Origin of the sequence: Pseudomonas sp. AL 58 (assembly GCF_036348395.1) — a bacterium.
GTDB classification, from domain to species: domain Bacteria; phylum Pseudomonadota; class Gammaproteobacteria; order Pseudomonadales; family Pseudomonadaceae; genus Aquipseudomonas; species Aquipseudomonas defluvii.
Genome location: NZ_JAZBQR010000005.1, coordinates 163,102 through 181,841, shown reverse-complemented (window position 1 = coordinate 181,841; position 18,740 = coordinate 163,102). Strand labels below are relative to the sequence as shown.

The window sequence follows — 18,740 nt, the reverse complement described above, 5'->3', positions numbered from 1 at the left end:
GACAGGTGTTTCACCCGTGTAACTGAAGGCGTGCCGTTGATCCGCAAAACCTACGTGTCGTCTGTGCGACGCCACACTCAAGGGTGTCAGCCATTTCCATTTGGAGGGCAACCCTCATGAAAGCTCGTTGGGTGTTGGCATCGGCTTTGCTGGCCTGTGCTGCTGTGCAGGCACAAGACGCAGTACCGTTGTATCACTATGGCATGCCGCTTGATGTGGCCAAGGTGGTCAACCTGAGTGAGCCGGAGTCGATGCTGTGTGAGGTGGTAAAGGCACGTATGGTCTACAAGGATTCGGCCGGGCAAGTGCGTCGCCTGGACTACCTGAAACTGGCGCAAGCCTGCAACCATGGCGGTTGATCCGCCGTCCTTGATGTTATGGCCTGAGTGCAGTCATGGTGTGGCTAGGTGCTGCTGAACGTCGTTGAATGACCATGACCGCACACAAGGCTTTTGCCTGAGGTGAGTGAATCGGCGTAGCCTTGCCGTGTCAGCCGCAATGGATTCGCCCATGGCCCCGCGCAAACCCAGCATTCGCCAACGCAATATCGACAGTATTCTCCTCGCTGCGGAAAAGGTATTTGCCGAAAAAGGCTTTGCCGGCACCGCCATGGCCGACATTGCCGAGGCCGCCGAACTGCCGCGTAGCAATGTGCACTATTACTTCAGTACCAAGGCAGAGTTGTATCAGGCTGTGGTGCTCGGCTTGCTTGAGGTGTGGAAGCAGGATGCGCTATGTTTCGAACTGTATGACGATCCGCGGATCGTGCTCAGCAGCTACATACGCGCCAAGATGAACCATTCGCGCAGCCGCCCCCATGGCTCCAAGGTCTGGGCCGATGAAATTATCCATGGTGCACCCAACCTCGGCACTGCCCTGGATGACAGCCTGTGCGGCTGGGCGAAACTGAAGGAGGCGAAAATTCGTCAATGGGTCGAAGACGGACGCATTCTGCCGGTCGAGCCCTCAGGGTTGCTGTACATGATCTGGGCCTCGACCCAGCACTACGCCGATTTCAGCCATCAGGTCAGCCTGCTGAACGCGCATAAGCCCCTTGATGACCTGCAGTTTGAGCGCGCCGTGCAGACCGTCACCTGCGTCATCTTGCGAGGTATCGGGCTGGAACCCTGAGCGGCCACCCACTGGCAACGCCTACTGTGGCATGCTTGCTGGCTTTGGTAACACCGGAATCAGGGAATGAACGGGCAGGATCTCAAGGACAGGCAGCAACTGCAGGCAAGGCTTGAAAGGTGTGTTTCCGTCTATGCGCTGATCGACCCGTCTCAGGCGGGTGAGGGTGAAGACACGGTGTTGGATGGGGTTGAGGTCCGCTCGTTTGAGGCCGCCCCGCAATCCCTCGGCTTGGCGCTGAACAGTGAGTGGGAGCCCGAGTCCTGGTTGCTGCGCCTGAGCCCGTTGGCCATGGCGGGCTGGCCAGGGGAACGGCAGCCCGGCCTGAACTGGTTCAAGGTCGACTTCCGCCTGTCGTCATCACCGGATGCACAAGCGTCGCTGTACGCCTTCAGGGCGCTTGACGATGCGCGAACGCCTTTGGAAATCCTCGATGTGCAGGTGCTGGACAAAGGCGAGACGCTTCGCAAACTGGTGCGCTTTAGCCAATTGCGCGGCCTGCCGGTTTCCTCCAAGGCGAGTATTGCCGAGTTGCTCCAGCAGGCTGCCGATGATTGTGATTGGCCGATGTTGGTCGTGCATGATGTCGGCCAGGCTAACTGGAATTCACTGTATCCCGGTGCGATATGCCCGTGCCGAGGCAAACACGCCGTGCTGTTCTACGACTGCGGTGTCCCGACAGGGTTCAACTATGCCACCTTGCCCAGCCCGCCGTTGGACCCCTTTGCCAACGCGTCAGCCGAGGCACCGGTCATCCTGTCGCACTGGGACATGGACCACTGGGCTGGCGCTGCTGCCGGGCAGCCGCTTTTCGGTGGCCGTGGTATTCGCATCGCGTGGGATCCACGGGCGCTTGATCGCCCCTGGATCGTACCCAATCAAGGCCGTGCGCAGAGCGGTCAGCGTGTTTCCAGCATGGGCTGGCGACTGGCGCTCGCCTTGGCGCGGCGTGGTAACCTCCACATCTGGCCGAGTCAGCTCAATGGCGTTTTCAGCCGTCAGGGCCATCGCATCATCAAGTGTCAGCCACAGGGTGGCCACAATGACAATAACAACACGGGCCTGGCCCTGCTGATCAATGCCGGTGCTTCAAGGCGTGAGCCACAGTACCTGTTAACGGTGGGCGATGCCGACTACTCATCGTTGTACCTTCATTACCCGCAAGTTCGGGCGTGCGGCTATCGAGGGCTGGTCGCCAGTCATCATGGTGGCAACATCAACAGTGCGCCGCCTGCGCCACTGGATCGCTGGAGCAAGCTGGTTTATTCACACGGCGCCAGGTACCACCATCCAACGCATGCTGCACGACTGGCCCACAGCGCCGCGGGCTGGCAACAGGTCCGCGAAACCCATCAGCGGCGCAATCGTCGTATTCGCGGAGGTGTTCAGCAACAGGTGGGCAGCGTGAGCCTGGGCATTCACGTTGAGCCCTGCCTTTGCGCGCACCTGGGTGTGCCTGCCGATGCCAACTGCCCGATTCAGTAATGCCCGATCCGCTTTAGCGGTCGCCGCGCGCAAACGCGTGCAAGGTCTGGCCTTCCATCCGGTAGCGCACCCACTCATCCTGAGGCTGTGCGCCAATCGAGCGGTAGAACTGAATGGCGGGTTCGTTCCAGTCCAGTACGCTCCACTCCAGGCGGCCGCACCCCTTGTCGCAGGCTTCTCGGGCGATATGGCGCAGCAACTGCTTGCCTGCGCCGCTACCGCGTTGGTCGGGGGTGATGTACAGGTCTTCGAGGTAGATGCCGTTGCTGCCCAGCCAGGTGGAGTAGCTGAAAAAGTACACCGCGTAGCCGATGACCTGGCCATCGCGCTCGCAGATCAGCGCTTTGGCCGTCGCCTCAGGGCTGAACAGGCTGCGCTCGATATCGGCGAGGTTGGCGACCACTTCATGGCGGGCGCGTTCGTAGTCGGCGAGCTCGATGATCAGCTCGAGAATGCGCCCTGCGTCTTCAAGGCGGGCGGGGCGAATGTGCACGGTCATAAGTGAGGTTTCTGCGGGCAAGGGGTGGGCGACCATCGTAACCGTCAGGGTGTGATCGTCAACTCTGCCGGCAGGCCAGCACCCACACTGATTGCATGGGTGCTGGCGTTCCTGCGGTCTAGCGGCGCACGCTTGCTGCGTGAATCAGCCTTGGCGTTTTACCACCAGCGTCAAGATGTCGTAGCTGGCCACCAGCTCGCCGAGCTGGTTGGTGACTTCGACATCCCAGGCCACGACCCCTTGCGGGATACCCTGTGGGCTCTTTTTGCCCTGGTCGATCTTGCGCTTGCAGGTCAGGCGCGCCTGGATGGTGTCGCCGATGCCCACCGGATTGATAAACCGCAGGGTGTCCAGGCCATAGTTGGCCAGCACCGGGCCGGGTGCGGCGCTGACGAACAGCCCTGCCGCCGCCGACAGCACAAAGTAACCATGGGCGATGCGTTTGCCGAACTGCGATTCCTTGGCGGCGATGTCATCGAAGTGCATGTAGAAATGGTCGCCCGACAGGCAGCCGAAGTTGACCAGATCGGCTTCGGTCACGGTACGTCGATGGGTCAGCAGTGACTCACCAATCTGCAGGTCTTCAAAGTGACGGCGGAACGGGTGTACCTCGGTTTCTATCACCTCGGCGCCACGTACGTATTCACCGGTAACGGCCATCAGCATGCTCGGTGAGCCTTGCACCGCGGCGCGCTGCAGGTAGTGCTTGACCGCGCGCAGGCCGCCCAGTTCCTCACCGCCGCCGGCTCGACCGGGGCCGCCGTGCTTGAGCTGTGGCAGTGGCGAGCCGTGCCCTGTGGACTCCACTGCCGCTTCGCGGTCCAGCACCAGAAGGCGCCCGTGCCAGGCGGCAGCGGCGGGTATCGCCTTGGCGGCAACCTGGCGATCATGGGTGACCAGCGTTGCGACCAGGCTGCCTTTGCCACGAGCTGCCAGTGCCAGGGCTTCGTCCAGATCGTCGTAGGCCATCAGTGTACTGACCGGGCCGAAGGCTTCGATATCGTGAGCACCGCCCTCGGCATGTGGATTGCGCGCCTGGAGCAGGGTCGGGGCGAAGAACGCACCCTCCGCGACGCCTTCGCCAACCGGGGCGAAACCATCGCGCTCGCCGAACAGCAGGTCGCAGCTTTGCAGCAGGCTCTGCACACGTTCAGCCACATCGGCCTGTTGGCTGTGGGAGGCGAGTGCGCCCATGCGTACGCCTTCAACCGATGGGTCGCCGACCACCACCTTGCTCAGGCGCTCGCGCAGGCGGGTAGCGACCGCGTCGATGTGCTTGGCCGGGACGATGGCGCGGCGGATGGCGGTACATTTCTGCCCGGCCTTGGTGGTCATCTCGCGGACCACTTCCTTGATGTACAGGTCAAACTCCGGGTCGTCCGGGGTTACGTCCGGGCCCAGAATCGCGCAGTTCAGCGAATCGGCCTCGGCCGTGAAAGGTACCGAATTGCGGATCAGGTTCGGCGTGACGCGCAGTTTGGCGGCAGTGTCGGCAGAACCGGTAAACGTGACCACGTCCTGGCCCTGCAAGCGGTCGAGCAAGTCGCCGGTGCCGCCGATCACCAATTGCAGGCTGCCGACCGGCAACAGGCCGGACTGATCCATCAGGCGCACGACTGCCTCGGTCAGGTAGCTGGTGGAGGTGGCCGGCTTGACGATACACGGCATGCCCGCAAGGAAAGTCGGCGCAAACTTTTCCAGCATGCCCCAGATCGGGAAGTTGAAGGCGTTGATGTGCACGGCCAGGCCCGCGCGCGGCACCAGGATATGGCTACCGGCGAAGTGGCCTTGCTTGCCCAGCGGCATGGCCGGGCCTTCATGGACGATATTGCCCGAAGGCAGTTCACGGGTACCGATACCCGAGTAGGCGAACAGGGTGGCGTTGCCGCCTTCGATGTCGATCCAGCTGTCGGCACGGGTGGCGCCGCTGTGGTGCGACAGGGCATACAGCTGCTCCTTGCGTTCGCTCAGGTACAGCGCCAGGGCCTTCAGCCGGGCGGCACGCTGCTGGAAGTCCATGGCCATGAGCTCGGCCAGCCCACGGGCCCGTGCGTGTTCAATGGCTTCGGCGAAGTCTGGGCGCTCTTCGTGGCTGTAGGCCAGGACATGGCCGTCCAAAGCGCTGCGCAGGGGTTGAGCGCCGTGCTGGCCGATCCAGCGGCCGCCGATGAAGCTTTGCAAGGTTGGGGCGTGAGACATCAGGTGTTCTCCTACGTGAATAAGGCCGCTGCGCCAGCGCTGGCGCAGCGGGAGGGTGCTTACCAGAGCGCCAGGGTGTAGCCGACAATGAGGCGGTTCTCGTCCACGGCGTTGGTCAGGCCATTGCCGGAGCGGAAGGTGACGTTGCGCCAGCGCAGGCTGACGTTTTTCAGTGGCCCGCTCTGCACCACATAGGCGATATCGGTATCGCGTTCCCACTCACGACCGTTGTCCACGCTGGCCGTCTTGGCGTGACGACCGTCGGTGTAACGGGTCATGAAGCTCAGGCCCGGTACGCCGAGGGCGGCGAAGTCGTAGTCATAGCGCACTTGCCAGGAGTCCAGGCCAGCGCGGGTGAAGGTGTTGTAGGTCACCAGGTTGACCACATAGGGGTCGCCACCGTTGAGGAACGGGAACGCACTGTCGCCGGACTGCTGCTGGAAGTTGGTGCTGAACTTGTGGGCACCGACACCCAGGGTGAACATGCCGTTGAAGTTGCGGTTATCGATGCGCCCGGCGCGTTCGGCGCCGTCTTCACGGCTGTCGAAGTAGCGGATATCGCTGCGCAGGCTCAAGCCTTCGGCCAATGGCCAGGTATGCACCAGGCCGACGAACTGCTGGCGGTAGATATCCTCCAGCTTGCCGTAGTAGTAGCTCAGTGCCAGTTGCGGGTTGATTGCCCAACTGCCGCCGGCAAAGTCGAAGGCGTCACTTGTGGCTGCGCCATACCCGATGTCGTCACGGCTGGAGGAGTCGCGCAGATTGGTTTTGGTCAGCCGCCCGCCGTTGAAGGTCAGCCCGTCGAGTTCCTGGCTGGTCAGCAAACCACCCTGAAAGGTCGAGGCGAGCAGGCGGGTGTCGTTGTAGACCACCACCGGCAGCAGCGGCTGCAGGGTGCCCAGGCGCAGGACACTCTTTGACGCGCGCAGCTTGGCCGTCAAACCCAGCTCGCTGTAATCATCGTCCGGCTCCAGGCTGTTACGGCCGTAAGGCAGCAGGCCCGTACCGCGACGATCGCGGCTTGAGTCCAGTTTGATACCCAGTTGGCCCATTGCGTCGACACCGAAGCCCACCGTGCCTTCGGTGAAACCCGATTCGATTTTCGTGGTAAACCCCTGTGCCCACTCGTCGGCCTTGGCCTGTGGCGCGTTGCTTTGACGAAAATCACGATTCAGGTAGTGGTTACGCAGTTCGATCTTGGCGTGGCTGTCCTCGATAAAGTCAGCCAAGGCCGGTGCGGCGGCCATCGGCAGGGTGAGGCCAGCCAGCATGGCGGCAAGCTGTGGAGCGGAAGCAGTACGTTTGTGGTTCATTATTTTTATACCCAACAGTCCTGTGACAGCGTTACGTAATGGTCAGTGTTTACTGGCACCGGCGGCGCCGATTCCGGTCATCGAACGAATGAACTGGGCCAGGTAGCGGCCGCGTTCTTGCGCTGCTTGTGGTGAGCTGTCGGTCACTGAGAACACCCAGGCGCCAAGGAACGCCAGGCTCATGGAGAACAGGGCCGGGTTGTTGTAGGGGAACAGTGCCTTGTCGAAGTGCAGGACGTTGACCCAGACCGCCGGGCTGAGCACCAGCAGGGCGATGGCCGAGACCAGGCCAGCCATGCTGCCGGCGACTGCGCCGCGGGTGGTCAGGCCTTTCCAGAACATCGAGAGGAACAGCACCGGGAAGTTCACCGAGGCCGCAATGGCCAATACCAGGCCGGAGAGGAAGGCGATGTTCTGCGACTCGAAGAGCAGGCCAAGGATGATCGCCAGAACGCCGATCGCCAGGGTGGCAATACGCGACACGCGCATTTCTTCCTGCTCGGTGGCTTTGCCCTTGCGCACGACGCAGGCATAAAGGTCATGGGAGACCGCCGAAGCACCGGACAGCGCCAGGCCGGCGACCACCGCCAGAATGGTGGCAAAGGCCACTGCCGAAATGAAACCGAGGAACAGGTTGCCGCCAACCGCCTGGGCCAGGTGCACGGCGATCATGTTGCCGCCGCCGATGATCGCGCCGCTGGCATCGCGGTAGGCTGGTTCGGTGCCCACCATGACGATGGCGCCAAAGCCGACGACAATCAGCAGCAGGTAGAAGTAGCCGATGAAACCGGTCGCGTAGAACACGCTCTTGCGTGCTTCCTTGGCGTCGCTGACGGTGAAGAAACGCATCAGGATGTGCGGCAGGCCGGCGGTCCCGAACATCATGCCCAGGCCCAGCGAAATCGCGTCGATCGGGTTGGACAACAGCCCGCCGGGCGCCATGATCGCTTGCCCCTTGGTGTGTACCGCCGCTGCGCCGGCAAACATCGCTTCAGTGCTGTAGCCAAAGTGACGCAGTACCATGAGCGCCATGAAGGTGGTGCCCGACAGCAACAGCACGGCCTTGATGATCTGCACCCAGGTCGTGGCCAGCATGCCGCCGAAGGTGACATAGAACACCATCAGTACGCCCACCAGAATGACCGCATACAGGTAGCTGATGCCAAACAACAACTCGATCAGCTTGCCGGCACCGACCATTTGCGCCACCAGGTACATCAGGGCCACGGTCAGGGTGCCAAACGCCGAGGTCAGGCGCACGGGTGTCTGTGCCAGACGATAGGAGACCACGTCGGCGAAGGTGTACTTGCCCAGGTTGCGCAAGCGCTCGGCAATCAGGAACAGGATGATCGGCCACCCGGCCAGGACACCCAGCGCATAGAGCAAGCCGTCATAGCCATTGAGGAACATCATGGCGGAAATGCCGAGGAACGACGCCGCGCTGATCATGTCGCCAGCAATCGCCAGGCCGTTCTGGAAACCGGTCAGGCCACCACCAGCGGTATAGAAGTCGCTGGCTGAGCGGGTGCGCCGTGCAGCCCAACGGGTAATCCCCAGGGTGAACAGGACGAACATCAGGAACATGCCGATGGCGTTCCAGTTCAACGGGCGGGCAGCATCGGCGGCGAGCGCCAGGTCGCTGATCATCAGGCCCGGCAGCAGTAAGGTAAATACGGGTTTCATTGGGCGCACTCCTGCCGGACTTTGTCGTTGAGCGGGTCGAGTACGTTGTTGGCGCGGTAGACGTAGATGCCGGTCAAGGCAAAGGACAACAGCACGATCACGACCCCGACCAGCATGCCGACCGAGGTGACCCCGCCACTCAGGGATTGACCCAGGGTGCTGGGTGAGAAGGCAACCAGCAGGACGAAGCCGTAGTAGATGACAAGCATGGCCAAGGTCAGCGACCAGTTCAGGCGCTGTTTACGCTTGACCAGCTGTTGAAAGTCCGGGTGCTTGCAGATGCTTTCGATATCGTTGGGTGTCATGGCGCTCTCTTGATCTTTTTTGTAGTTGTTTTGGGGGTATTGCCGGCTTGCGGCAGGGGTAGGCATTGCCTGCCCCTGCGGGTGGATCAAAGCTGGTCGAAATCCAGGACGACCTTGTCGCTGACCGGGTAGCTCTGGCACGAGAGCACGTAGCCGGCGGCCACTTCGTAGTCTTCAAGGGCGTGGTTGCTGTCCATCTCCACTTCACCTTCGACGACCTTGCACTTGCAGGTCGAGCACACGCCTGCCTTGCACGAGTAGGGCAGTTCGGCGCCGATGGCATTGCCGGCGTCGAGGATGCTCTGGCTGTTGCGCGGCAGGTCGAAGGCCAGGGCGCGGCCGTCGCTGATCACGGTGATCTGGCTGACCGCCGAATCCGCCTGGCGGGCCGCTTCGCGAGCTTCGCGACGCTGCTCGTTGCCGGCTGCGGCGAACAGCTCGAAATGGATGCGTTCGGCCGCCATGCCGCTGTCCTTGAGGCGGTCGCGGACGATCTCGGTCATGGCCTGTGGTCCGCAGATGAACGCAGCATCAAGACGCGGCACATCAAGCCAACGGCTGAACAGTTGCCCACACTTGTCCGCATCAATACGGCCGTTATAGAGGTCGATGTCCTGTTGTTCGCGGCTGAAGACAAAAATCAGGTTCAAGCGCTGCAGGTAACGGTTTTTCAGGTCTTCAAGCTGTTCGCGGAACAGCGCACTGCTGCTGGCGCGGTTGCCATAGAGCAGGGTGAAGTGGCTGTTGGGCTCGGTTTCCAGGGTGGTCTTGATGATCGACAGGATCGGGGTAATACCGCTGCCAGCGGCAACCGCCAGGTAGCGGCCCTGTCGTTCAGGGGCGAGGGCTATGTTGAAGCTGCCGGCTGGCGGCATGACCTCGAGCACATCGCCTGCGCTCAGCACGTCGTTGGCGAAGGCCGAGAAGCGACCACCCGGTACCCGCTTGACGGCCACGCGCAACTCGCCGTCGTTGACCCCGGTGCAGATTGAATAGGAACGGCGTACTTCCTCACCGTCCAGCTGGGTGCGCATGACCAGGTATTGGCCCTGGGTAAAACGAAACTGCTGGCTGAGCGTCGCCGGCACGTCGAACAGAATCGACACCGCATCGCGGGTTTCTGTGCGCACTTGCTTGACGGTCAGTCTGTGAAATTGGCTCATGGTGGCTCTCCATCACGCGCTTAGATGCACTTGAAGTAATCGAAGGGTTCGCGGCAATCGCAGCAGCGGTACAGGGCTTTGCAGGCGGTCGAGCCAAACTGGCTGAGCAGTTCGGTGTGTGCGCTGCCACATTGCGGGCAGTTCACGGTGCCGTCATCGCCGAGCAGGCTGCGTTTGTTGGCACTGCCCAGCGGGGGCGCGATGCCATAGGCCAGCAAGCGCTCGCGGCCGGTGCTGGTGATCCAGTCGGTGGTCCAGGCCGGGTGCAACTGTCGTTCGAGCTGCGGCGCGCTAAACCCTGCGTCTTCCAGGGCCTGACGAATATCGGCTTCGATGACTTCAGTGGCGGGGCAACCGGAATAGGTCGGGGTGACCACGACATGCAAATGCCCGGCATTCCAGGCCAGTGCACGAACAATCCCCAGCTCTACCACGCTGATCACGGGCACTTCCGGGTCCATGACCCGGCCCAGCACCCGCCAGGCCTGGTCGAGGTCGCCGGGCGCCGCGGCGCGGGCGCCGAGGTCGCTGGCAATCAGCTCACCAGGTTGCATCGGGGTAGGCTCGTGGCAAGAACTGCATTTCAGCCAGCAGCAAGCCCAGATGCTCGCTGTGCAGGCCCTGACGACCGCTGAGGTAGAAGTGGCAGGCCGGTGCCGGCAAGGGCAGGGTGGCGCTGTCGAACGTTCGCTCGACCTGCTGTTGCCAGGCGGCGGCTATCTGCTGCGGGTCGCCGATAAGGCCCGCCGCGTGCAGGCGCTGCTCGACGGCATCGCTGTCGCTCAGCTCGACGGTGAAGCGCCACAGCTGCGGGATGGCTGCGAGCATGCGCTGGTGGCTTTCCTCGGTGCCGTCGCCCAGGCGCTCGACCCACTCGCTGGAGCGGCGCAGGTGATAGGTCACTTCTTTCACGGCCTTGGCGGCGATGCCTTGCAGGCGGTTGTCGCTGGAGTGGGTCAGGCCTTCCAGTACCGCCAGGTGCCAGGCGTCATAGAAGAACTGCTTGAGCACGGTGACGGCATAATCGCCATTGGGTTGCTCGACCAGCAACAGGTTGCGGTAGGCACGTTCGTCGCGGCGGAAGGCCAGGTGATCGGCATCGCGACCGTCATTGGCCAGCTCGGCGGCGTACTCCAGCCAGTTGCGGGCCTGGCCAACCAGGTCCAGGCCAACGTTCATCAAGGCCAGTTCTTCTTCCAGTGCGGGCGCCCGACCGCACCATTCACACAGGCGCTGGCCCTGGATCAGGGCGCTGTCGCCCAGGCGTAGCAGGTATTGGATCAGGTCCTGGTTCATCTTACATATGCCCCACTTCAGCCGGCAGCTCATAGAAGCTGGCATGGCGGTAGACCTTGTCTTCGGCGGGGTCGAACAACGGGTCTTTTTCGTCTGGCGACGAGGCGGTGATCAGTGCCGAGGGCACTACCCAGAGGCTCACCCCTTCGTTGCGGCGGGTGTACAGCTCACGGGCATTTTCGATGGCCATGGCGGCGTCGGCGGCATGTACGCTGCCGACATGCTTGTGGTTCAAACCGTGCTTGCTACGCACGAAAACTTCGAAAAGGGTCCACTCGGACATCTCGGCTACTCCAGATCAGGCGGCGTTCTTGTTGTGTTTTTTACGGGCGTGAGCAACGGCGGCGGCACGTACCCAGGCACCGTCTTCGATGGCCTTGCGACGGGTAGCGAGGCGTTCCTGGTTGCAGGGGCCGTTGCCCTTGAGCACCTCGTAGAACTCTTCCCACTGAATCGCACCGAAGTCGTAGTGGCCGCGTTCAGCGTTCCATTTCAGCTCCGGGTCGGGTGCGGTGCAGCCCAACAGTTCCAGTTGCGGTACGGTCTGGTCGATGAAGCGCTGGCGCAGTTCATCGTTGCTCTGGCGCTTGATCTTCCAGGCCATCGATTGCGCGCTGTTGGGTGAGTGTTCGTCGCTTGGGCCGAACATCATCAGGGCAGGCCACCACAGGCGATTGATGGCGTCCTGAACCATGTCCTTCTGTGCCTGGGTACCGTGACGCATCATGGTCAGGAGGATTTCGTAGCCCTGGCGCTGGTGAAAGCTCTCTTCCTTGCAGATACGGATCATTGCCCGCGAGTAGGGGCCGTAACTGGTGCGCTGCAGCACGACCTGGTTGACGATCGCGGCGCCGTCGACCAGCCAGCCTACGGCACCCATGTCCGCCCAGTTCAGGGTCGGGTAGTTGAAGATGCTGGAGTACTTGGCTTTGCCGCTGTGCAGCTTGGCGACTTCTTCGTCACGGTCGGCACCCAGGGTTTCCATGGCGCTGTACAGGTACAGGCCATGGCCCGCTTCGTCCTGGATCTTGGCCATCAGTTGCAGTTTGCGTTTCAGGCTAGGGGCGCGGGTGACCCAGTTGCCTTCGGGCAGCATGCCGACGATTTCCGAGTGGGCGTGCTGGGAAATCTGTCGAATCAGGGTTTGCCGGTAGGCATCGGGCATCCAGTTCTTCGGTTCGATCTTGATTTCCGCATCGATCTTTTCCTGGAACGCGCGCTCCTGCTCGGACATCTCCTCCAGCGTCTTGAGGCGTTTTACGCCGGTCTCAACCAGTTGTGCGTACATGCTGTGTCTCCAGCCTTGAGGGGTGGGCTTGGGCCTGGCAGTAGTTATAAGTGATACATAATCAAATATCAAACACAAAAATACGTGTCGTATAAAATTTTTGTATCGCTTTTACCCGAACAGCGGGCGAAAAAAAGCCCCGCCGAAGCGAGGCTCTTTTCGTGCTGCTGGAATAGCCCTTATGGGGCGGGTTACGTGCGCTTGTCGAACACCCGGCAGGCCTTGCCCTCGGAGCGTTTAATCGAAAACACGGGCTGCAGCACGATACGTGCACTGATGCCGATGTGGGTTTTGATGTGTCGGCTCAGATCGCCGCACAGGGCTTTCTGCTGATCCTCGCCAAGGTGCTGTTGGTCGGGCCTGAGCTCAACGTGTACATCGAGGCTGTCGAGATTGCCATTGCGATACAGATGCATCTCGTAGCACTCGGAAAGCTGTTTTATTTTCAGGACCTGTTCCTCGATCTGTGTCGGGAACACGTTGACACCCCGGATGATCAACATGTCGTCGCTACGTCCGGTGATCTTGTCGATGCGTCGCATCGGTCGGGCAGTGCCTGGCAACAGGCGAGTGAGGTCGCGGGTGCGATAGCGAATCATCGGCAGCGCCTCTTTGCTCAAGGAGGTGAACACCAGTTCGCCCAACTCACCATCAGGGAGTACCGCCCCGGTCACCGGGTCGATGATCTCGGGGTAGAAATGGTCTTCCCAGACGGTAGGCCCGTCCTTGCTTTCCGCACACTCCATGGCGACGCCCGGCCCCATGATTTCCGAAAGGCCATAAATGTCCAGGGCCGTGATGCCCAGGCGCGACTCAAGGGCGCTGCGTAGCTCAGGTGTCCAGGGCTCGGCGCCGAAAATACCCAGGCGCAGGGCCAGTTGGTGCGGGTCGATGCCTTGGCGCTCGATTTCATCGGCAATGTTCAGCATGTAGGATGGCGTGACCATGATGATGTCGGGCTGGAAGTCACGGATCAGTTGCACCTGCTTCTCGGTCTGACCGCCGGACATCGGAATCACTGTACAGCCGAGGCGTTCGGCACCGTAGTGGGCGCCAAGGCCGCCTGTGAACAAGCCATAGCCGTAAGACACGTGAACCTTGTCGCCTTTGCGCCCACCGGCGGCACGGATCGAGCGGGCGACCACATTGGCCCAGGTGTCAATGTCGTTCTGGGTGTAGCCGACCACGGTCGGCTTGCCGGTGGTGCCGCTGGACGCATGCAGCCTGACGACATCGTGCATGGGCACAGCGAACATGCCGTAGGGGTAGTTGTCGCGCAGATCGGCCTTGTAGGTAAACGGGAGTTTTGCCAGGTCATCGAGGCTGCGGATGTCGTCGGGGTGTACGCCCACTTCGTCGAAGCGCTGACGGTACATGGGGACATTCTGGTAGGCGTGACCGAGGCTCCAGCGCAAGCGCTCCAGCTGATGCTGGCGCAGTTGGTCGATGCTGGCGGTTTCCATCGGGTCGAGCACGGCGGCATTGCTGATCTGCATGTTCATGGGTTCACTCAAATTGTTTTTGTAAGGGCCGGGGCTACCGGCCTGAGTGCATGACGCCAAGAATACCTTGGGCGCCATGGCCTGGGGTGTACGTTCAGCCGTCAAGGCGCTCGATGATCAGCGCAATGCCCTGGCCTACACCGATGCACATGGTGCACAGGGCATAGCGCGCCTTACGTTCCTCCAACTCGATCAACGCGGTGGTCACCAGGCGGGCGCCGCTCATGCCCAGCGGGTGCCCCAGCGCGATCGCGCCACCATTGGGGTTGACCCGTGGATCATCGTCGGCGATGCCCAGTTCGCGCAGTACTGCCAACCCTTGTGCTGCGAAGGCTTCATTGAGCTCAATGATATCCATGTCGGCCAGGCTCAGGCCCGACCGCTCCAGAACCTTGCGGGTAGCCGGCACCGGGCCAATGCCCATGATCCGTGGTTCAACCCCGGCGGTGGCCATCGCCACGACCCGGGCGCGAGCTTTAAGGCCATAGCGCTGGGCTTCGGCGCGGCTAGCCAGGAGCAGAGCGCAAGCGCCGTCGTTGACGCCGGAGGCATTGCCTGCGGTGACCGTGCCATTGGCGCGGAACGGGGTGCCGAGTTTCTGCAATTGTTCCAGCGTGGTTTCGGCACGCGGGTGCTCGTCGTGTTCGACCACCTTGGGTGGGCCTTTGCGCTGGGCGATCTGGACGGGGATGATTTCCTTGGCCAGTCGGCCACGGGCCTGCGCCGCGGCGGTGCGCTGCTGGCTACGCAAGGCAAACGCGTCCTGATCGGCACGGGAAATGTTGAACTGTTCGGCGACGTTCTCTGCCGTTTCCGGCATGGAATCGATGCCGTACTGCTGTTGCATCAGCGGGTTGACGAAACGCCAGCCAATGGTGGTGTCGAACAGCTCCGCCTGGCGCGAAAAAGCCTGCTCGGCCTTGCCCATGACCAGTGGTGCACGGGACATCGACTCGACGCCTCCGGCCAGCATCAATCCGGCTTCGCCACTGCGAATGGCCCGGGCCGCACTGCCGATGGCATCCAGGCCCGAGCCGCACAGGCGGTTCAGGGTGGTGCCGGGCACGCTCAGCGGCAAACCGGCCAACAGGGCTGACATGCGCGCGACGTTGCGATTGTCTTCGCCCGCCTGGTTGGCGCAGCCGTAGTACACATCGTCAATGGCGCTCCAGTCCAGTTGTGGGTGGCGCTGCATCAGTGCACGCAGCGGAACCGCACCGAGGTCGTCAGCCCGCACGCCACTGAGCGCCCCGGCGTAACGGCCAATGGGGGTGCGCAGGGCATCAATGATCAATGCGTCGTTCATGCCGGGGTCTCCGTGTTCAGCACGCTGCCGCGCACTTTGTAGGACTTGCCGTGAAACAGGGCGATCAGTTCGCCCTGCTGGTTTTCAATGCGTACGTCGTAGTTGCCGGTACGGCCGCTGCGGCTTTGCTCGGTACACACCGCCGTCAACGTGTCGCCGAGTCGTGCCGGGGCGATGTAGTCGATGCTGCATCCAATCGCCACGGTGGCATCGTTGTAGCTGTTGCAGGCAAAAGCGAAGGCCGAATCCGCCAGGGCGAACAGGTAACCGCCGTGGCAGGTGCCGTGGCCCTGGAGCATGTCCTCGCGCACGCTCATGCCGACCCGCGCACTGCCAGGGCCGGTGGCGAGCAGGCGCATGCCCATGCCCTGGCTGGCCTGGTCGCGTTGGAACAGGGCCTGGGCGCAGCGGCTGGCCAGATCAAGACAGTCATTCATGGAACAGGGCTCCTTCGGCCAGTAGCCGACGCAGTTGCAAAGAAGGACGGTAACGTTCTTCGCCGTAAGCGGCCTGCAGGTTGCCCAGCACCTGGACAACCCGCTCGATACCGATGGCATCCGCCCAGGCCAGAGGGCCGCAGGGATAGTTGACCCCGGCGCACATGGCCAGATCCAGGTCCTGAGCGCTGGCAACGCCTTGCAACAGGGCGTCAGCTGCTTCATTGGCCAGCATGGCGACGGTACGCAGTACACACAGGCCCGGGCTGTCCCGCAGGGCGCTGACGGCGATACCGGCACGGTTGAGCAGTGCGACGACCTGGTCGCGGGCCAGCGTAGTGGTGTCTGCCGCAGTGCTGATGGCCAACCGAGAGGCTTGTTGGTAATCAAGGGCGAGGTCGAGCAGGACCAGATTATCCAGACCCTCCTCACGGGCCCGTTGGCTGGCCATTCGACCATCACTCAGCGCCACGGTGGCATCGCCGACCCGCAGCACGCCGCGGCCTGCACGGCGTACCACGCTGATGCCGCTGGCTGCCAGTCGCGTGACCAGCGGCTCAAGCAGGCCGCTTTCGCCTTCCACGATCAGTTGCTCGACCACGGCGGTGCTGTGCAGGTTGCTCGGCTGGGGACGCACAGCACCTTCACGGTAGTCATAAAAGCCAAGTCCACGCTTGCGACCCAAGTGGCCAGCGTCGACCAACTCTTTCTGGATCAATGAAGGCTGAAAGCGCATGTCCTGGTAGTAGGCGTCGAACACTGAGCAGGTGACGGCATAGTTGACGTCGTGTCCGATCAGGTCTGTCAGCTCGAAGGCGCCCATGCGAAAACCACCGGCTTCGCACAACAGTGCATCGAGGCTGGCGCAATCGGCCACTCCCTCCTGCAGCAGACGCAGGCTTTCGGCATAGAACGGGCGAGCCACGCGGTTGACGATAAAGCCCGGCGTCGAGCGGGCCAGCACCGGTGTTTTGCCCCAGGCACGGGCGGTGGCCAGGATGCAGGCTGCAACCTCTGGATCGGTGGCAAGGCCGCTGATCACTTCAACCAGTGCCATTAACGGTGCCGGGTTGAAAAAGTGCATGCCGACAACCTGGGCCGGGCGTTGAAGGCCTGCCGCCAGGCGGGTGATGGACAGTGACGAGGTGTTGCTGGCCAGGATGCAGTCACTGCGGCACAGGCGTTCCAGTTCGCTGAACAGTGCCTGCTTGACCTCCAGGTTCTCGACAATGGCCTCGATCACCAGCCCGGTATCAGCCAGGGCCTCAAGGCTGTCGGCTGGCTGCAGCCGGGCGATGCAATCGGCCTTGGCGGTGGCCGCCAGCTTGCCGCTGGCAACGCGTTTGGCCAGCTGCTGGTCGATGTTGGCGATCGCCTGCGCGGCCGCGCCCGGACGATTGTCGTACAGCCGTACCGGGTGCCCGGCCTGGGCGGCCACTTGTGCGATGCCGGCCCCCATGGCGCCTGCGCCGATCACTGCGATCAGGGTGTGCGGGTTCAAGGCGGGCATGTTCAGCACCCCTTGAACACTGGGGTGCGCTTGGCCATGAAGGCGCTCACCCCTTCACGGTAGTCTTCGCTACGCCCGGCCAGGCGCTGGAGGTCGCGCTCGAGTGTCAGTTGCTGCTCGAAGCTGTTGTCCAGGCTGGCGTGCAGACTGCGTTTGATCAGGGCCAGGCCATAGGTCGGCTGAGTCGCCAGGTGTCGGGCCAATTTCAGTGCTTCATCACGCAAGTCGGCATCATCGACACAGCGGTAGATCAAGCCCCACTCCACGGCCTGCTCGGCGCTCAAACGATCACCCAACAGGGCCAGGGCCTTGGCCCGAGCCATACCGACCAATCGAGGCAGGGCCCAGGTGCCGGCAGAGTCGGGAATCAGGCCAATCTTGCAGAATGCCTGGATGAAGCTTGCGGAGCGGGCGGCCAGCACCAGGTCGCAGGCCAGCGGAATGTTGGCGCCGGCACCGGCGGCCACGCCGTTGACCGCACAGATAACCGGCATTGGCAGCTCACGCAGCGTGCGGATCAACGGGTTGTAGAAACGCTCGATGGATTCGCCCAGGTCTGGCACCGCTGCACCTGGCGCGACATTGCGGTCGCCCAGGTCCTGACCTGCGCAGAAGCCACGCCCCTCGGCAGTGAGTAACAGTACCCGCGCCTCGCCGCTCTGACGCACCGTCTTGAGTGCCTGGCGAACCTCTTCATGCATCTGGGTATTGAAACTGTTCAGTTGCTCGGGTCGATTGAGGCTGAGGCGTGCAACGCCGTCTTCAATGGAAAACAGAATGTGTTCAAACGTCATGGTGGCTGCCTTTGGTTGCAGGTCTGTCAATGTCGCGAAACGGACGCAGGGGCTTACTGGCCGTTGAAGCGGGCTGGGCGTTTTTCCTGGAAGGCGCGAATACCCTCGTTTCGGTCGGCGGTGCCGGCGAGCAAGGTAAAGGCGTGGCGTTCAAAGCGCAGGCCGCTGGCCAGGTCGAGGTCCTGCGCCTTCAACAGCGCTTCCTTGGCCAGGCGTACCGCCAGCGGCGCCTTGTTGGCGATGGTGCTAGCGATCTGCAGGGCGCGTTCGACCGTCAGCTCTGGTGGTGTGATTTCACTCACCAACCCGGCCTCCAGTGCACGGCGCGCACTGATGGGCTCGCCGCTCAGGACCATCTGCATGGCCAGCGATTTGCCAACTGCGCGCAGTAACCGTTGGGTGCCGCCTGCGCCCGGCATGATCCCCAGATTGATTTCGGGTTGACCGAACTGAGCATCTTCGCCAGCGATCAGGATGTCCGCGTGCATGGCCAGCTCGCAGCCGCCCCCCAGGGCATAGCCGTTGACTGCAGCGATCAAGGGTTTGGCGAAGCCGGTGATGCGCTGCCAGTGCGCCTGGCGGGGGTCGTTGAGCATGCCGACGAGGTCGCGCTCAGCCATTTCATTGAGGTCGGCGCCTGCCGCAAACGCCTTGCGGCTACCGGTCAGCACCACGGCGCGGATGGTGTCGTCGTGGTTGCAGCGTTCCAGTTCGTTCGCCAGTTCGGCGAGCAGTTCGGTGCTGAGTGCGTTCAGCGCCTGAGGGCGCTGCAGGGTGATCAGGCACACCGCCTGGTGGGATTGCACGGCAAGTGTTTGCGGCATGGCAA

Annotated in this window: 19 protein-coding genes; 3 read left to right on the top strand and 16 right to left on the bottom strand. The window is 62.4% G+C overall.

Annotated elements, in window-relative coordinates; translation table 11 throughout:
* Positions 1-116: 116 nt before the first annotated feature.
* The 3 genes from UIA24_RS08420 (at position 117) to UIA24_RS08410 (ending at position 2,616) form a co-directional block, all read left to right on the top strand.
* Positions 117-359 (top strand): DUF2790 domain-containing protein, encoded by a 243-nt coding sequence (locus tag UIA24_RS08420; protein ID WP_330522636.1) that lies wholly within the window; start codon positions 117-119, stop codon positions 357-359.
* 151 nt (positions 360-510) lie between these two features.
* Positions 511-1,131 carry a TetR/AcrR family transcriptional regulator gene (locus UIA24_RS08415; protein ID WP_330522635.1) on the top strand — a complete coding sequence of 207 codons (621 nt, stop codon included), beginning with the start codon at positions 511-513 and terminating at the stop codon, positions 1,129-1,131.
* A gap of 66 nt (positions 1,132-1,197) precedes the next feature.
* On the top strand, positions 1,198-2,616 hold the full coding sequence (locus UIA24_RS08410; RefSeq protein ID WP_330522634.1) for a hypothetical protein: 1,419 nt from the start codon (positions 1,198-1,200) through the stop codon (positions 2,614-2,616).
* Positions 2,617-2,629: 13 nt separating this feature from the next.
* Here UIA24_RS08410 and UIA24_RS08405 read toward each other — a convergent pair whose 3' ends face one another.
* From UIA24_RS08405 to paaF, 16 genes are all read right to left on the bottom strand, one after another.
* On the bottom strand, positions 2,630-3,115 hold the full coding sequence (locus tag UIA24_RS08405; RefSeq protein ID WP_065758386.1) for a GNAT family N-acetyltransferase: 486 nt from the start codon (positions 3,113-3,115) through the stop codon (positions 2,630-2,632).
* Positions 3,116-3,259: 144 nt separating this feature from the next.
* On the bottom strand, positions 3,260-5,314 hold the full coding sequence (gene paaZ, locus UIA24_RS08400; RefSeq protein WP_330522633.1) for a phenylacetic acid degradation bifunctional protein PaaZ: 2,055 nt from the start codon (positions 5,312-5,314) through the stop codon (positions 3,260-3,262).
* 59 nt (positions 5,315-5,373) lie between these two features.
* The gene (locus tag UIA24_RS08395; protein ID WP_330522632.1) at positions 5,374-6,627 is read right to left on the bottom strand and encodes an OprD family porin; all 1,254 of its coding nucleotides are present in this window, start codon (positions 6,625-6,627) and stop codon (positions 5,374-5,376) included.
* Positions 6,628-6,669: 42 nt separating this feature from the next.
* Complete coding sequence (locus tag UIA24_RS08390; RefSeq protein ID WP_218060839.1) at positions 6,670-8,310, bottom strand: cation acetate symporter; 1,641 nt, start codon at positions 8,308-8,310, stop codon at positions 6,670-6,672.
* A complete protein-coding gene (locus tag UIA24_RS08385; RefSeq protein WP_102052287.1) occupies positions 8,307-8,615 on the bottom strand; it encodes a DUF485 domain-containing protein in 309 nt (102 codons plus the stop codon). The genes UIA24_RS08390 and UIA24_RS08385 overlap by 4 nt, the downstream gene beginning before the upstream one ends.
* 86 nt (positions 8,616-8,701) lie before the next feature.
* Entirely contained in the window at positions 8,702-9,778 is a 1,077-nt protein-coding gene (paaE, locus tag UIA24_RS08380; protein ID WP_330522631.1) for a 1,2-phenylacetyl-CoA epoxidase subunit PaaE, read from the bottom strand.
* Positions 9,779-9,798: 20 nt separating this feature from the next.
* A complete protein-coding gene (paaD, locus tag UIA24_RS08375; RefSeq protein ID WP_102052289.1) occupies positions 9,799-10,332 on the bottom strand; it encodes a 1,2-phenylacetyl-CoA epoxidase subunit PaaD in 534 nt (177 codons plus the stop codon).
* Positions 10,319-11,074, bottom strand: coding sequence for a 1,2-phenylacetyl-CoA epoxidase subunit PaaC (gene paaC, locus UIA24_RS08370; protein WP_330522630.1), 756 nt, complete (start codon positions 11,072-11,074; stop codon positions 10,319-10,321). Before paaC ends, paaD begins: the two co-directional genes overlap by 14 nt.
* 1 nt (position 11,075) lies before the next feature.
* Positions 11,076-11,357 carry a 1,2-phenylacetyl-CoA epoxidase subunit PaaB gene (paaB, locus tag UIA24_RS08365; RefSeq protein WP_065758393.1) on the bottom strand — a complete coding sequence of 94 codons (282 nt, stop codon included), beginning with the start codon at positions 11,355-11,357 and terminating at the stop codon, positions 11,076-11,078.
* 15 nt (positions 11,358-11,372) lie between these two features.
* Positions 11,373-12,362 carry a 1,2-phenylacetyl-CoA epoxidase subunit PaaA gene (paaA, locus tag UIA24_RS08360; RefSeq protein ID WP_065758394.1) on the bottom strand — a complete coding sequence of 330 codons (990 nt, stop codon included), beginning with the start codon at positions 12,360-12,362 and terminating at the stop codon, positions 11,373-11,375.
* Positions 12,363-12,553: 191 nt separating this feature from the next.
* Entirely contained in the window at positions 12,554-13,864 is a 1,311-nt protein-coding gene (gene paaK, locus UIA24_RS08355; protein ID WP_099774743.1) for a phenylacetate--CoA ligase PaaK, read from the bottom strand.
* A 94-nt stretch (positions 13,865-13,958) separates the two neighbouring features.
* Positions 13,959-15,170, bottom strand: a complete 1,212-nt coding sequence (gene pcaF / locus UIA24_RS08350) for a 3-oxoadipyl-CoA thiolase (RefSeq protein WP_330522629.1) — start codon at positions 15,168-15,170, stop codon at positions 13,959-13,961.
* A complete protein-coding gene (gene paaI / locus UIA24_RS08345) occupies positions 15,167-15,607 on the bottom strand; it encodes a hydroxyphenylacetyl-CoA thioesterase PaaI (protein ID WP_099774747.1) in 441 nt (146 codons plus the stop codon). Before paaI ends, pcaF begins: the two co-directional genes overlap by 4 nt.
* Positions 15,600-17,117: a 3-hydroxyacyl-CoA dehydrogenase PaaH gene (gene paaH / locus UIA24_RS08340; protein ID WP_330522628.1), complete on the bottom strand. Its 1,518-nt coding sequence runs from the start codon at positions 17,115-17,117 to the stop codon at positions 15,600-15,602. Before paaH ends, paaI begins: the two co-directional genes overlap by 8 nt.
* A gap of 2 nt (positions 17,118-17,119) precedes the next feature.
* Positions 17,120-17,911 carry a 2-(1,2-epoxy-1,2-dihydrophenyl)acetyl-CoA isomerase PaaG gene (paaG, locus tag UIA24_RS08335; RefSeq protein WP_065758399.1) on the bottom strand — a complete coding sequence of 264 codons (792 nt, stop codon included), beginning with the start codon at positions 17,909-17,911 and terminating at the stop codon, positions 17,120-17,122.
* Positions 17,912-17,964: 53 nt separating this feature from the next.
* On the bottom strand, positions 17,965-18,735 hold the full coding sequence (gene paaF / locus UIA24_RS08330) for a 2,3-dehydroadipyl-CoA hydratase PaaF (RefSeq protein ID WP_330522627.1): 771 nt from the start codon (positions 18,733-18,735) through the stop codon (positions 17,965-17,967).
* Positions 18,736-18,740 lie beyond the last annotated feature (5 nt).

Coding starts and splice junctions, on each gene's coding strand:
- UIA24_RS08420 (WP_330522636.1), top strand. CDS start 117: ATGAAAGCTCGTTGGGTGTTGGCATCGGCTTTGCTGGCCTGTGCTGCT.
- UIA24_RS08415 (WP_330522635.1), top strand. CDS start 511: ATGGCCCCGCGCAAACCCAGCATTCGCCAACGCAATATCGACAGTATT.
- UIA24_RS08410 (WP_330522634.1), top strand. CDS start 1,198: ATGAACGGGCAGGATCTCAAGGACAGGCAGCAACTGCAGGCAAGGCTT.
- UIA24_RS08405 (WP_065758386.1), bottom strand. CDS start 3,115: ATGACCGTGCACATTCGCCCCGCCCGCCTTGAAGACGCAGGGCGCATT.
- paaZ (WP_330522633.1), bottom strand. CDS start 5,314: ATGTCTCACGCCCCAACCTTGCAAAGCTTCATCGGCGGCCGCTGGATC.
- UIA24_RS08395 (WP_330522632.1), bottom strand. CDS start 6,627: ATGAACCACAAACGTACTGCTTCCGCTCCACAGCTTGCCGCCATGCTG.
- UIA24_RS08390 (WP_218060839.1), bottom strand. CDS start 8,310: ATGAAACCCGTATTTACCTTACTGCTGCCGGGCCTGATGATCAGCGAC.
- UIA24_RS08385 (WP_102052287.1), bottom strand. CDS start 8,615: ATGACACCCAACGATATCGAAAGCATCTGCAAGCACCCGGACTTTCAA.
- paaE (WP_330522631.1), bottom strand. CDS start 9,778: ATGAGCCAATTTCACAGACTGACCGTCAAGCAAGTGCGCACAGAAACC.
- paaD (WP_102052289.1), bottom strand. CDS start 10,332: ATGCAACCTGGTGAGCTGATTGCCAGCGACCTCGGCGCCCGCGCCGCG.
- paaC (WP_330522630.1), bottom strand. CDS start 11,074: ATGAACCAGGACCTGATCCAATACCTGCTACGCCTGGGCGACAGCGCC.
- paaB (WP_065758393.1), bottom strand. CDS start 11,357: ATGTCCGAGTGGACCCTTTTCGAAGTTTTCGTGCGTAGCAAGCACGGT.
- paaA (WP_065758394.1), bottom strand. CDS start 12,362: ATGTACGCACAACTGGTTGAGACCGGCGTAAAACGCCTCAAGACGCTG.
- paaK (WP_099774743.1), bottom strand. CDS start 13,864: ATGAACATGCAGATCAGCAATGCCGCCGTGCTCGACCCGATGGAAACC.
- pcaF (WP_330522629.1), bottom strand. CDS start 15,170: ATGAACGACGCATTGATCATTGATGCCCTGCGCACCCCCATTGGCCGT.
- paaI (WP_099774747.1), bottom strand. CDS start 15,607: ATGAATGACTGTCTTGATCTGGCCAGCCGCTGCGCCCAGGCCCTGTTC.
- paaH (WP_330522628.1), bottom strand. CDS start 17,117: ATGCCCGCCTTGAACCCGCACACCCTGATCGCAGTGATCGGCGCAGGC.
- paaG (WP_065758399.1), bottom strand. CDS start 17,911: ATGACGTTTGAACACATTCTGTTTTCCATTGAAGACGGCGTTGCACGC.
- paaF (WP_330522627.1), bottom strand. CDS start 18,735: ATGCCGCAAACACTTGCCGTGCAATCCCACCAGGCGGTGTGCCTGATC.